Here is a 12,960-nt window from a genome sequence, read left to right on the forward strand (position 1 = left end):
GCGACATAATGAATAAAGATGGGGCAAGAGTGTAAGTCATACTTCTTGCCCTAGCAGATTGTAAGATAAGACTTTCAAGATTTAAATCAGCAGCGCTATGCAATCAGCAGTAGGTTCTGACCAATCTCCCGCAATGGATGCACCGAAACAGGGGCTACCAGTCACCATCATTACAGGCTTTCTCGGTAGCGGTAAAACAACTCTGCTCAATCACATCCTGACTAACCAGCAAGGTCTCAAAACAGCCGTTTTAGTGAATGAATTCGGCGAAATTGGGATTGATAACGAGTTGATCGTCACCACAGGCGAAGACATGGTGGAGTTGAGTAACGGTTGTATCTGCTGCACGATTAATAACGATTTGGTGGAAGCCGTTTACAAAGTGTTGGAACGTCCAGAAAAAGTTGATTATCTCGTCGTAGAAACAACAGGAGTTGCCGATCCTCTCCCTGTGGCGCTGACTTTTCTAGGCACGGAGTTACGCGACATGACACGCCTAGATTCGATCGTCACGGTCGTAGATGCGGCAAATTACAGTTTGGATCTGTTTAACTCTCAAGCAGCTTACAGTCAAATTGCCTATGGAGATGTCATCATTCTTAACAAGGCGGATTTAGTTGAGGAAGCAGATCTCGATCTTTTAGAAGTCAAGATTCGGGATATTAAAGATGGGGCAAGAATTTTGCGGACAACGCGATCGCAAGTTCCTCTCCCATTGATTCTTAGCGTCGGTCTGTTCGAGTCGGATAAGTATTTCGATACTCCCGCCGGTCACGACCATCACGACCATCACGACCATTCAGACTGCGACCATCACGACCATCACGACCATCACGACCATTCAGACTGCGACCATCACGACCATCACCATCATCACTCCGATCACTTAGAGAACGATGGTTTTACCTCAATATCTTTCCAAAGCGATAAGCCACTGGCAATTAGAAAGTTTCAGTATTTTCTAGACAACCAACTTCCTGAAAATATCTTCCGCGCCAAGGGGATTATGTGGTTTGAGGAAAGTCCAAAACGCCATATTTTTCACCTCTGCGGTAAGCGCTTTACTCTAGAAGACGAGGAATGGAACGGCAAACCCAAAAAGAATCAACTGGTACTGATCGGACAAAATCTAGATCGAGAGGCTTTGCTTCAACAACTACAAAACTGCATTTGTCTGCCTTCTACCAGTCGTGGTAAAGGGTTTGGCAAAGGATGACAATATGGCGCAAAGATGCAGAGCTGATTTAGCGCCTTTGCGGGAAATACTTGGCATTACATTCGTAGGGGCGCACAGTTAGCTGTGCGCCCCTACGCACTGTGTACCCTACGTAACTGAAAACAGCGACTTATGTTAGGAGATATTGCGATCGCATCTCCACAAATGTAAAAAAATGTATTTCTAGCTACAGACGTATTTATTTATCCGCCAAGTCATTGTAAAATCGTATCAATAAATACAGTTTTACTTATAACCGTGTCACAAATCGATTGGGAAGAAGCTTTTGAATATTTGCCAGGACTCGTAGTCGAACTGAAGTCTCGTCCCGGCGTAATTGATACGATCGCGGCTTACGATCTAACTATGGTTCCCCCCATTTGGTTAGAGAAAGATCCGCGCCCCCGCTATCCCCACGAATTGCAGATCGTCTCGCGGGAAAGAGTACAGGCGTGTCAACTGGTAGAGACAGTTAACAGTTATTAGTGGTGCATGGTGCGTGGTGCGTGGTGCGTGGTGCGTGAAAATACTACCGATCGGCGATCGATGACCAATGACCATTAACGGCTATTTTATTAACTAGTTAACAATACAGAGCTTACTCTAATCGATCAGGTGAAATTCTTTGAGTGCGGGTAGAAAATTTCGGTTTTCGTGGCTCGAACGGCTGAGTTTAATTAACGCAAATCTTTCTACGGGTGGTAAATTTGCCCATTGCTCTGAACTAAGCGCCACGCCAAATTCGTCAGCTTTCTCCCCAACACTAGCAGGAACGGTTGCTGCATTCATCCAATCGGGGTTGTCTTCTACTGGTAGTTCGCTAGCTGATTTACCAGTATATTGAAAAACTAAGTCTTGCAACCACTGACGATATGCTTGAATTTCTGCTGGCGTAGTACAGGGGCGATCGATTAGTGCTTGTCGATCTTCCTGACTGAATTGGTTCCATTCAGGTAATTTCAGTTTAATTCCACAAGTATCTAACTTGTAACGTACCTGCATGGGAATACAGCGCAGGGAGTCTACAAAGTCAGCTTCAAATTGAAAAAATCGTGTCATATCATGATTCGCGATGCGAGAAGGGCATTAGATATAAAGCATCGCCCATCCTTCCAGCGTAAAACATCAGCAACCCATCTCGGACAACTGGCAATCGCGAATGCAAAATTCGGGATTAGGTTGCTAACCGCTGCCGCGTTGGTCACTGGTCACTGATAACTGTTAATGTTGTGTTTTTTCTTGTAGTACAGAAAGCATTTGTTTTCTGACCGCATTCGCCCAAAGATCGAAGTTAAAATCTTTGCTATCGGCGATCGCGTTATTTGTCACGGGTTGAGTTTTTTGATGTTGTGCTTTTTTATCCATTGTGCCTCTGAGTAATAGATTGAGAAATTTTGTGGTTAGTAATATCTATACAAAATTAGTCATAAATAATAAACAGTTATGATGTGGAAAATGCATCATAGTGATTAGCTTTTAGAATATACAGGAAAGTAATACTGTTACTCAAGCATGAATTTGTACTTAACTTGAGCAAAAAGAATTAACAGTTTGACTAAATTGCCTGAAAAGCTCAAGTATATGCAATAAAGCGCCCGCAAATGACAATTCCTGTCCAAACGAGTAAAGAGATAATGGCGATCGCTTTTACAAAAATTAATTGTTTCATCTGACGCGATCTAGAAAATTGCCAGTGGAATATGGCTGCATTCAGTAGAGCGATCGCAAGTAGTAGCAGCTTAAATCGAAATGCAGGGTTTACAGCCAATAAGGTTGCTTGAGCGGCAAACAGTAGTAATCCCGAACCGACTACGACAATAAAACTCATCCGTGCTAACCGCAGTAGGTAGATTACGCCATCAGCAACAGAAAGGCGACGATAGTAACCCAACAATCGCAAATCGAAAATGGTGACACAGCCAACTAATACGGAAAATCCGAGAATGTGTATCACCTCCAACCAAGGATAAAACTGTCGTGCGAGTTCGCCAATCGCAGAATACTCCAGCCATTCCAAACTATTCACTGGCTCAACTCCGACATCCATTGACTTGATTGGCGGTTTTTGCTCGTGCAACTGTCGTGCCATCAGTTAGACGTGCTAAAAGTATCCTGAGTTGATTTGGCGGCTCGCAATTACGCAACACTACTAACTGTACTGAGTTTCCCACTTGCAAACGGTCTTGCAAAGGAGCAACCATCGAAGTTACGGGTGGAAATTCAACCCTTTGCTGCGTTCCTAACAATTCAGGAGAAACTGTCAACTGTTTTTGAGTATCTGTCCCTAATTCGCTAGCTGACAACTGACGAAACTCGGGTGGCACTTCTAGATTTTTAGGTATTTCTACAATGAGAGTACTGTGGGGAGATTGCCAGCGCACTTGCCGCACGGTTCCTTGTACGTACAGCGGACGGCTGGCATCGTATTCTCCTGTAAAGCCGTGATGGGCTGCTACTTCTTTAGTAACGCTTGCGGCTGAAAAGAGAACGATGACGGTAGTTATTCCCAGTTGAGTCCACTTTTTAGAAATAGACATGGAATTCCTCCTCTATCATTTTTAGGGAATTAATTTGACAACATGAGCGCCCCGCATTACGGGGATTTTTACATCTAGTTGCACTAACTTGGGTTCTATACCGTCCACCACGCGCCAGAAATCGATTGTTGTCTGTTCTACAGATCTCTGTGGGTTGAAGTGAGCGAAATTTGCCACGGCAAGAAACTGACCGGAAGCATCAAAGGTAATTCCTTCAGGTAAAATGCCTTCAAACGGATACGAGCCTCTAGGGGTGAGTATTCCAGTTTGGCGATCGAAATCGAGTAACGTTAGTGAAGAGTAGTAAGTTAAGCGCGGGTCTTTAGGTGGTAAAAACGAATTTTCCATATTCAGCGATACAACTCGTCGCCCATCGGGACTAATAGCAAATTCTTCTGCTGAAGCACCTACAGGGGCAGTTGAAACGATTGTATGCGCGACTTTCCCAGCTCGATCTGCTGTATCGTTAAAATCAATAACTGCAAGTGTTGAATTACCAACGCCAACATAGAGATCGGCAGTTCCACCAAACCAATACAAATTTGTGACAATGAAGTGGCTGCCATCGGGAGTCCAATGCCCGACAGCAGGAAATTTACCTGTGATTAGCGGTTCGCCCCAAGCTTCTAGCTTGACGTTGTTACCTGTAACTTGATATCGCGCAAATCGAGCTTCGTTCTGCATGGCAAAGGTTCCAGCCAAAAAGTTGCCACGGGGCGAAAATTCAATATGCAATGGTGCTTCGGTCGCACCTGGAAATTTCAAAATAGACGGTTGACTTAGTTGCCCGTTGCTTTGAATCTGATAAATGTAAATATGCTCGTTTTCGTTGCGCGATACGCTGACGGCAAGTAGTCTACCATCGGGGGATAATGTTGCTGCCTGAGTCCGTCCTCGTATTTGTACTGTTTGCACGATCCGAGGCGAGGTAGGATTGGAAAGGTCGATCGCATTGATATTCTGTCCTGGCTGTAGTTGCGTCCTCTGTGTTGCTCTTAGAGGCGGTGAGCGATCGGTTTCTGTTACGTAGGCAAAGCGCCCATTTTGAGAAATAGCTAAATTTGAAGGCCAAGCCGTGACAGCATTAGATACGGGTAAGCGACTTGGTTTTAACTCCCGTAAACCATTGGCAAGGGGAATCAGCGATAGTTCGTCTCTCATCTGAGGCGATCGCGCCCCCAAGCTATTATCTATGTAAGCCGAAGCTACCATATCGGCATCAGATAGCACGGCAAGATAGCTCCCCTTAAATTGGAAATAGCTAGGAAAAATTTGACCTGTAAATGCTGAGGTGGTTGTTTGCTCGGAATTGGAACGTTCTTGAGCGATTCCGGCTTTGGTAAATAATCCGATCGCCAAAAGCATAATACAAGCGATCGCCCAAACTTTTCTTTTCATCGACGTATTTTACTTAAATTCTCAATTCGTCAACTTTTTTTGATGCTAGCCTGAGAATTGGTAAAAATTAATACAAATATTCCTAAAGATTGATTCACTATTAGTATCAATCGGTAAATGAGATGCAAAAAGATAAGCGATCGCTACTCCTAGCGTTATGAACTTAGCTTTATGAACATAGAATGGTTGCGTTGCTTTGTCGTCCTAGCAAAAACCCTAAATTTCAGACGCGCTGCCGAACAGCTACACATGGCGCAACCGTCTCTATCGCGGGCGATCGCTCAACTAGAAACAGAACTGGGAGTTAAACTTGTCAATCGCACCACGCGCCAAGTCCAACTAACAGCGGCGGGAAAAGTCTTTTTAACAGAAGCGCAAGCAGTTTTGCTTCGGACAGAGCAAGCAATTTGTACCGTGCGTCAAACTGCTATCCAAGCATCGGGAAGATTGGGCATAGGATTTACGGAAATGGCTTTACAGACAATTGTGCCAAAAGTCCTTTCTGTATTTCGCGATCGCTTTCCCCAGATCGAACTCGATATTCTGGAAGCCTGCACGGAAAACCAAGTAGAAGCCCTAAGACTTGCCAAAATCGATGTAGGATTTCTGCATCCACCCCTGCGCACGCCATTTTTGACAGTACTACCTATTTATCGAGAATCCTTAATGTTTGCCTTACCAGGCGGACATCCACTATCACTACAAAAGGCGATCGCTTGGTCGGAACTTGCTGATGAAACACTGATACTACACCAGCGACAGGATGGACCCGTATTGTACGACTATATTATCCATTGCTGCGAACGAGCGGGATTTACCCCCAAAATCGTTCACCGAACTACAGGACAAACTTTTATCGGCTTGCTAGCAGCACAATTGGGAATTAGCCTTCTAGCACCGAGTATGCAGCAAGTCAAAAATCCAGGAGTGGTATTTGTGGCGATCGGCGACGATGCACCAACATTGGAGTATGCTTTTACATGGCGACGAGAAGACGCATCACCCATAGTTGAAGCATTCCGTCAAGTAGTTGAAGAAGTTAATTGTTGAATGGTAATTGGTAGTTGGTAGTTGGTAAGTCGCAAGTCGCTACTCCCTACTCCCTGACAACTGAGCTAGCTCATAGATAACTCAAGGCTATTTTGTCACAGTAAAGGTAGCCAAGAATTAACTTAGAGGTCAAATGTATGACCCACGCTACCCTTAACTACGAAACTGCCCCAGGACATGAAGTTTTAGCAGCAGCAGGCAAAAAATATCTCCGTCCAGGCGGACGTTTGGCGACAGAGCAACTATTTCAATGGGCGAATTTTCAACCTGGGGAAACGGTTTTAGAATTAGCAGCGAGTTTTGGTTTAAGCGCGATCGCAATTGCTCAGCGCTATGGCGTGCGGGTTGTGGGAATTGAGAAAAATCCCGATTCTGTGGTTCTCGCTCGTGCTAATGTTGCCACAGCAGGTTTGAGCGATCGAGTTGAAATTATTGAAGGCGATATCTTTCATCTCGATCGCTTGACAGAAAAGTTTGATTATGTATTGGCAGAAGCGATCCTGACCATGCAATCTCCGCCAGGAAAAGCAAAAATCTTAGCAGGAATTCGCGATCGCCTCAAGCCTGGTGGTAAGTTTTTATCTCACGAACTGTTAGCACAAAATCGAGAAGCAGAGATTCACCGCGCTTTAGCACAAGCGATCCGAGTCAATTCTACCCCTTTATCAGAGTCTAGTTGGATTGCAGCTTGTAAAGCGGCTGGATTAACAGTACAGCAACATCAAACCGGAGAAATGGGATTGCTCAAACCGCAGCAAATGCTTGCAGACGAAGGTATTTTCAATTCAATCTGTATTTTGTGGAATATACTGACGCGATCGCAAATTCGGCAACGAGTTTTAACAATGCGCCAAGTTTTCCAAAAGTATCGCCAGGACTTAGGTTACATTATTTTGTCTGCTGTTCGCTCTTAAGCTCACACCTATCAACAATAGCTTTGAGCATTTTGACTTTTAACTTTTAACCGATGAACCCATGAGTACCACCCTATTACCCTTACGATCTTCATCCACGCAGTTACGCGCAAATATTGAATATCCCCAAGCTGGGGTATTGAGTAAAGTGCTGGTTAAAGATAGTTGCTGTCAATACACTCTGTTTTGTCTCGCGGCTGGAACTGAAATTTCCGAACATACATCTACTCGCAACGCTACCGTCAACGTGTTGGATGGCAAGGGAATTCTCACTCTAGAAAGACAAGACATTGTTCTAGAACCAGGAGTATTCGTCTTCATGCCTGCAAATGCTCCCCACGCTTTAACAGCCGAGGAAAACTTAGCTTTTCTACTAACCTTGTCAGAGAAAAATGAGTAGCGCAGCATAGCACAAATAAATCACCACTCAGTCACAGCGTCAAAAGCCCATAGCACCAAATTTTTCACTTTTGACTTTTGTACGGGCGGGTTTTGGCAAACGATCTTCGTTCATGATGAGGGATTCTCGCTAAACTCGCCCCTACGAATTTTTCACTTTTGTACGGGCGGGTTTTGGCAAACGATCTTTGTTCATGATGAGGGATTCTCGCTAAACCCGCCCCTACGAATTTTTCACTTTTGTACGGGCGGGTTTTGGCAAACGATCTTTGTTCATGATGAGGGATTCTCGCCAAACCCGCCCCTACGAATTTTTCACTTTTGTACGGGCGGGTTTTGGCAAACGATCTTTGTTCATGATGAGGGATTCTCGCTAAACCCGCCCCTACGAACTTTTAACTTCGCGTGCTATTTACTTTTTAAGGGAATTGATACAGGATACTTTTCTGGTTTGAAGGCTGGTGTGGGAGAGTGGGAGGCGAAATAGATACCTACGAGTAAAGTCGCTAAAGCGATCGCGCCAATTCCCAAATCGAGTAAGGAAGTCGATCTTTTGGCTGAAATCGCAGCTGTAGCTTTGCCAGTTGTATTTGGTATTTGTAATTGTGGGCGATCGCCCCAGCTATAAGAAACAGTCTCTTCTTCACCCAGTAAAGAGTGCGAATCTTGCGCTACTGTGGGTATCTGAGCCTGAGTACCATGTAATTCGTGAAAACCATAATGCAGTACGGGTTGATACCGATTTGCTAGAGGTTCTAGGGCTGCTAAGACTTCTGTTGCAGATTGGTAGCGATCTTTAAAGCCGTAGCGCACCATGTTATCTATAATTTGCGCTAGTTCGGGGCTGATTTTACGATAGTGTCGCCATAGAATTTCACAGGTATCTGGATCGGTATCTAGCTGAGTCGGATGAATGCCTGTCAAACCTTGAATTGCCACCATCCCCAAAGCATAGATATCACTGTTAGGACGAGGCTTGCCTCGTTCTTGTTCTGTGGGCATGTAGCCAGGAGTGCCGATTGTAATCGTTGCTGGTAAGCCAATGGAAAACGTATTGATCTTCTGCCCTTGCAGCGTCACAACCTGCGTCCATGCTTGTTTGACCGAGCCAAAATCAATTAGCACCAGACGGCGATCGTGCTTGCGCCTGAGCAAGTTATTCGGCTTGATATCGCGATGAATTAAGCCGTGCGAGTGAATAAACTCCAAGATTTGCAGTACTTCTTGCAACATGTAAAACACTTGGCTTTCATTCCAAGGCTTACCTGGTTGTAGTTCTGCACTTAAGGTATGCCCTTGTACGAATTCTTGAATGAGATAAAATTCTTGGTTTTCCTCAAAGTGGTCTAGCAGCCGAGGAATTTGATTGTGACACCCTAGTTTTTCTAAAGCTTGGGCTTCGCCTGTAAACAACCATCTCAACGTTTGTAGGGCATTAGGAGAACTATTGGCAGGTTTGAGATGCTTGACTACGCATGTAGGGCGATTGGAAATATGGGTGTCTTGAGCGAGGTAGGTCTGACAAAAACCCCCTGCACTCAGAACTTGCATGACTTGATAACGTCCCTCTAGTAACTTGCCTAACATTGTAGTTGACCGAAAGTTTTTGACCCAAATTTCTCGATCCAAATTTTTATGGACGGCAGCCCACTATTGGTTGCTCAATCGATCGCATTTGTACAATTTGTAAAGTTAACTCGATCTATTTCTAATAATCTGTTATCCAGTTATAGTTGTCTGTATATGCTGCACGGTTTCATTTAGCTTGGTTGGCGGACTGTAACGAGACTCATTCAAGTTTTACACTATCTTCATAGATTATAGAGCAGGGTTGCAGGCAATAAGAGCGATTAAAATCGCAATTCCTGCGTCATGCTCTGTTTGCTGCAATTTCTTGCAGGAATTTGAACATCTTCTTAACCGAGCATCGATTGCTCCCTTGCTAGGCAGAATGAGGCTTGTGACTTTGCCATGAGATCTCATAGAGTGACTGTAGCTAAAAAATGAAAGCAATTTATAAGAATAGCTTATGTAACTTTGTGTTATCTTGACCTACCTCTTGATATAGTTGCTGTTTTGAAGGGGAAGAATACAACTAGATTCATGAAATCGCATGTCAATTGAACAATTAGTAGGATAAATTTCAAATGCCGCATTCAGCAAATTTGATTGGAGGTGTTTCTGTTGGGGAGATGAAACTGCCTCAACCTTTAGCGAATTTGTCAGCAGATTATAACCAACTAAAACTGAATGTTTTTTTGTTGGCTAACTATAAATTTTACCCGCAGCAAATTGTTTCTTTAGAAAAAACGTGGGGTGGAGTTAGAATTAGACACACCGTTGCTGAATATCCTGCCAATATTGTTTTTTTGACTCAAAGTACTCAGAGCTTTTTTGATTACATTAAACAAGCTGGTTTTTTACCAGCAGCGCGTGTTGAGGAATTTCCTCGTCGAAACGGGAGTCCTATTTACTGGCAAGCTATCGTTTCAGCGCTTGTGTTATGGAATATTTTCTTATTAATTTGTGCTAATTATTCCTATCTAAATTTATCAGTTTCTACTTTAAGTTTACCCTTTTGGTTTGTTTTGTTCGTGTCTATTTCAGTACAGCGATCGCGCTTCGTACAAAGTTTCTTTCTCAAACCAAATCGCCATATAGAAGAAGTTGCCCCCGTGTTTAGATTTCTTGCCTTAGTATCTAGCCTGTTTGCAGTTTTATTCGTTGCTCAAGGTTTAATTTAGTAGAACTGCTTGATTTAGATTTTAGATTTAGGTTCAATCGCTATGGCAAAATAGCAGAGGGTAGAGTGCGGTAATCGGGGATCTAACACAGCTCGTAACGTTTGCTGCATTCCTAGCCCCAAGCTGCGATCGCCACAGTTTCGCAACAAAATCTATAGTTTTAATCAATTGTGAGAGCAAAAGACTATAAAATCATTTTTAACGATTAAATCTACAGTTATCAAAATTCAAAATGGATGTGAATCCACAAGAAGTCAAACAAGTTGCCTCCCAAATTCTAGCCGGGATGCTTGCCAATCCTCATATTTACCCTAAAGTTAGCGATGAAGGTGGTCAGGGACAGCAAGAACAAGAACTGATCGTTGTATCAGTTGAAATGGCAAAAAAGTTATTAGAAAAGATAGAACAGACAAATTAATCAGTCGTAAGTTAGAAACTACTTACTAATGACAAATGATAAATGACCAATAAATTATTCAGGTGATAAACGATGGATTTTCAGGATTTTCTCAAACGGCAATATACTCAAGTTACAGTTGGAGAATTCAAACCGGGCAGGTTTGAAGAAGCAAGAAGAATTTACGAACAGGCAGTTTCAACTTATAGACATGGATTTAAAGGTGCATATCTTCTGCAAGAACCAGGGACAGATCGAGGCGTTTCTGTGATTTTCTGGGAAAGTGTAGATGAGATGGAAGCTAACGAGCATGAGGAAAACTACAGGAGCATACTAAAAAAGATGTCTCCTTTATTCGATCGCGCTCCTACAACTACTCTTTATGAAGTGGTTTGTCAAATTCAGCCCCAGGCAGCGGAAGAGAGCTGAGAGGGGAAGAGAGAGTCGCGGAGCTGAGGGAGCTGAGGGAGCTGAGGGGGAAAAGAATCAACCGTCAACCAATGACCAATGACCAATGACCACTGATAACTGTCAACAAGAGCGCTATCTTTTCTTTCCTAAAGCAATCATCGTTGAACCGTTGGGGAAGTTTTTGAATAGATACCAATCTAACATGCCAAAACCAACGCAAGCTTGAGGTATGCGCTTAAATAGTCTACCTTTAGGGGCAAGGGTTTCAAATAAATGGGCGCGATGATAGATTTTATAAATATCTATCCCGACCTCAGAGCATAGAGATTTCAGGTGGCGATCGCAAAGTCGGCGTAGATGCCCTGGTTCATCGGTTTTAAATCTGCCATAACCATCAAATGATGGCTGCAAGCCTCCCGTCAAGCGATTTTGCCACCATTCAAAAGAAAATTTATTGGCGCAAGGCGTGGATAATATTGTCATCCCTTGCGGTTTGAGTAATCGACCGATCTCTCTCATAGACTGAGCAACATCACCTACATGTTCTAGAACTTCTATGGAGATGATGAGATCGAAAGAATTGTCAGGTAAATTAACTGTTTCATCACTCATGGGAGTATATTGAGCTGATGAATATAGATTTTTAGCAATTGTTAATGCTTCGTCTGATATATCACAGCCGTGGAGAGCAGATGTAGGAAAGAAATCTTTTAACAAATTGAGATATCGTCCTTCGCCACAACCATAATCTAAAATCGATGCTGGATTGAAACCGCTCGATTTTATTTGCTTCAATATATCTTGCATTGCATAAAATCTACAGGACTCAAATAATCCTGAAAAGTCCTGCATATAACCTGCTTGAAACCGAGAATCATAAAACTTTTTTTGGTTTTGGAGTGCCTCGTAGGAATAGGACTGTTCGTTCATGTTTTGTTAAGGATAGGGATTGGAGAGTTGAGGGAGCAGTTATCAGTGACCAGTGAATTCCGAATTCCGAATTCCGAATTCTCTCGCCCCTCGCCTTAAGTTTATATACGATCGCCAGAAATAGCGCTACTACGGTTCACAAATTATTCACATTTTTCTTTTAACTTCAAATTTAAAGTCAGACAACTTAATCGGGGATCGATCGCCGATCGCTGGTCAACGGTAAACTGTCAACGCACTGTCAACCACTCTGTGTTGTCTTGTCTGCCGATGGGTGAGTGAAGTGGAAGGCAGCCATTATGTGTATATCTAATAGTACCTGTAAGCCACATGTTGAATTAGCCGTAGATGTGTTTAAAACTCAAACACCCACGCTAATTAGCTCGCTTAAAGACTTTTTTACCGTTTTACCTAGCCCTAAATGTGTCGAGGAGATCTTGGCTACGGCACTTTATCAGCTTGCCGATACCGATCCTGATGCTTGTCGCTGGCTTTTACGTCATCCTCAATATCTCGAACCCGAACTAGATTTGGTAGAGTGGGCAACCCAGTTTGCCCTGAAGAAACTCCAAGCGCAAGGGTTTGTACGGGAGCAAGATTTTCAGTTCGAGCCGAATGGTAAGTTAAATGCCTGCGATCGCGCTAAAGTAAAGCTGAGTGTAGGTAACTCTACTGCTGAAAAGTTGATTTTAGAAGAGATTTTACAAGTAGGTAATTGAATATTTTATAGAGACTTACATATAACGTCCCTAGAATTCTACCACCCACAATTAAGGAATCATCCATGAGCTTAGACACTGTTTCTCAGCCTACATTAGTCGTAGAATCCAATCTGCAACAAACTGGTGAATATGACTTCGATCGCTTCAAAGAGTCAGTCATGGACACATATGCCCGTTTCCCCATAGCCTTAGAACGGGGTGCAGGTTGTCGGGTTTGGGATACTACAGGAAAAGAATATCTC

16 protein-coding genes and 1 pseudogene are annotated in these 12,960 nt (G+C 43.3%); 10 read left to right on the forward strand and 7 right to left on the reverse strand.

Translation table 11 applies throughout. From position 1 onward, the window contains the following. The first annotated feature begins 97 nt into the window (after positions 1–97). Together H6G17_RS22455 and H6G17_RS22460 are read left to right on the forward strand one after the other, a co-directional pair. On the forward strand, positions 98–1,216 hold the full coding sequence (locus H6G17_RS22455) for a GTP-binding protein (RefSeq protein WP_192160835.1): 1,119 nt from the start codon (positions 98–100) through the stop codon (positions 1,214–1,216). Between the two features lie 258 nt (positions 1,217–1,474). Then, a complete protein-coding gene (locus H6G17_RS22460) occupies positions 1,475–1,702 on the forward strand; it encodes a hypothetical protein (protein WP_192160836.1) in 228 nt (75 codons plus the stop codon). Between the two features lie 117 nt (positions 1,703–1,819). Here H6G17_RS22460 and H6G17_RS22465 read toward each other — a convergent pair whose 3' ends face one another. The 5 genes from H6G17_RS22465 to H6G17_RS22485 all read right to left on the reverse strand — a co-directional run bounded on the left by H6G17_RS22465 (position 1,820) and on the right by H6G17_RS22485 (position 5,151). Further along, positions 1,820–2,275 carry a nitrate reductase associated protein gene (locus H6G17_RS22465; protein ID WP_192160837.1) on the reverse strand — a complete coding sequence of 152 codons (456 nt, stop codon included), beginning with the start codon at positions 2,273–2,275 and terminating at the stop codon, positions 1,820–1,822. A gap of 162 nt (positions 2,276–2,437) precedes the next feature. Beyond that, positions 2,438–2,581, reverse strand: a complete 144-nt coding sequence (locus tag H6G17_RS22470) for a hypothetical protein (protein WP_158265984.1) — start codon at positions 2,579–2,581, stop codon at positions 2,438–2,440. A 208-nt stretch (positions 2,582–2,789) separates the two neighbouring features. Beyond that, complete coding sequence (locus tag H6G17_RS22475) at positions 2,790–3,305, reverse strand: DUF6644 family protein (RefSeq protein WP_199316924.1); 516 nt, start codon at positions 3,303–3,305, stop codon at positions 2,790–2,792. Then, positions 3,247–3,753, reverse strand: coding sequence for a DUF6152 family protein (locus H6G17_RS22480; RefSeq protein ID WP_192160838.1), 507 nt, complete (start codon positions 3,751–3,753; stop codon positions 3,247–3,249). The genes H6G17_RS22475 and H6G17_RS22480 overlap by 59 nt, the downstream gene beginning before the upstream one ends. Before the next feature lie 21 nt (positions 3,754–3,774). Next, positions 3,775–5,151 carry a beta-propeller fold lactonase family protein gene (locus H6G17_RS22485; protein WP_192160839.1) on the reverse strand — a complete coding sequence of 459 codons (1,377 nt, stop codon included), beginning with the start codon at positions 5,149–5,151 and terminating at the stop codon, positions 3,775–3,777. A gap of 171 nt (positions 5,152–5,322) precedes the next feature. On the opposite strand from H6G17_RS22485, the gene H6G17_RS22490 reads away from it, so the two are divergent. The 3 genes from H6G17_RS22490 to H6G17_RS22500 all read left to right on the forward strand — a co-directional run bounded on the left by H6G17_RS22490 (position 5,323) and on the right by H6G17_RS22500 (position 7,515). Further along, positions 5,323–6,201 carry a LysR family transcriptional regulator gene (locus tag H6G17_RS22490; protein WP_192160840.1) on the forward strand — a complete coding sequence of 293 codons (879 nt, stop codon included), beginning with the start codon at positions 5,323–5,325 and terminating at the stop codon, positions 6,199–6,201. Between the two features lie 137 nt (positions 6,202–6,338). Then, positions 6,339–7,115, forward strand: a complete 777-nt coding sequence (locus tag H6G17_RS22495; RefSeq protein ID WP_192160841.1) for a class I SAM-dependent methyltransferase — start codon at positions 6,339–6,341, stop codon at positions 7,113–7,115. 61 nt (positions 7,116–7,176) lie between these two features. After that, positions 7,177–7,515, forward strand: coding sequence for a cupin domain-containing protein (locus H6G17_RS22500; RefSeq protein ID WP_192160842.1), 339 nt, complete (start codon positions 7,177–7,179; stop codon positions 7,513–7,515). A gap of 407 nt (positions 7,516–7,922) precedes the next feature. On the opposite strand, the gene H6G17_RS22505 is transcribed toward H6G17_RS22500, so the two are convergent. Then, positions 7,923–9,101, reverse strand: a complete 1,179-nt coding sequence (locus H6G17_RS22505) for a serine/threonine-protein kinase (protein WP_192160843.1) — start codon at positions 9,099–9,101, stop codon at positions 7,923–7,925. Positions 9,102–9,661: 560 nt separating this feature from the next. Here H6G17_RS22505 and H6G17_RS22510 point away from each other — a divergent pair. The 3 genes from H6G17_RS22510 to H6G17_RS22520 all read left to right on the forward strand — a co-directional run bounded on the left by H6G17_RS22510 (position 9,662) and on the right by H6G17_RS22520 (position 11,084). Then, a complete protein-coding gene (locus H6G17_RS22510) occupies positions 9,662–10,258 on the forward strand; it encodes a hypothetical protein (RefSeq protein ID WP_192160844.1) in 597 nt (198 codons plus the stop codon). A gap of 232 nt (positions 10,259–10,490) precedes the next feature. Next, the gene (locus H6G17_RS22515; protein WP_192160845.1) at positions 10,491–10,676 is read left to right on the forward strand and encodes a hypothetical protein; all 186 of its coding nucleotides are present in this window, start codon (positions 10,491–10,493) and stop codon (positions 10,674–10,676) included. Positions 10,677–10,748: 72 nt separating this feature from the next. After that, complete coding sequence (locus H6G17_RS22520; RefSeq protein WP_192160846.1) at positions 10,749–11,084, forward strand: antibiotic biosynthesis monooxygenase; 336 nt, start codon at positions 10,749–10,751, stop codon at positions 11,082–11,084. Between the two features lie 114 nt (positions 11,085–11,198). Here H6G17_RS22520 and H6G17_RS22525 read toward each other — a convergent pair whose 3' ends face one another. Continuing rightward, complete coding sequence (locus H6G17_RS22525) at positions 11,199–11,996, reverse strand: class I SAM-dependent methyltransferase (protein WP_192160847.1); 798 nt, start codon at positions 11,994–11,996, stop codon at positions 11,199–11,201. Positions 11,997–12,295: 299 nt separating this feature from the next. Between H6G17_RS22525 and H6G17_RS22530 the strand changes: the two genes are divergently transcribed. Together H6G17_RS22530 and H6G17_RS22535 are read left to right on the forward strand one after the other, a co-directional pair. Continuing rightward, positions 12,296–12,715 carry a hypothetical protein gene (locus tag H6G17_RS22530; RefSeq protein WP_192160848.1) on the forward strand — a complete coding sequence of 140 codons (420 nt, stop codon included), beginning with the start codon at positions 12,296–12,298 and terminating at the stop codon, positions 12,713–12,715. Positions 12,716–12,780: 65 nt separating this feature from the next. Beyond that, positions 12,781–12,960: pseudogene (locus tag H6G17_RS22535) on the forward strand (aspartate aminotransferase family protein); the annotation flags it as partial.

Origin of the sequence: Chroococcidiopsis sp. [FACHB-1243] (assembly GCF_014696895.1) — a bacterium.
GTDB lineage: Bacteria > Cyanobacteriota > Cyanobacteriia > Cyanobacteriales > Chroococcidiopsidaceae > Chroococcidiopsis.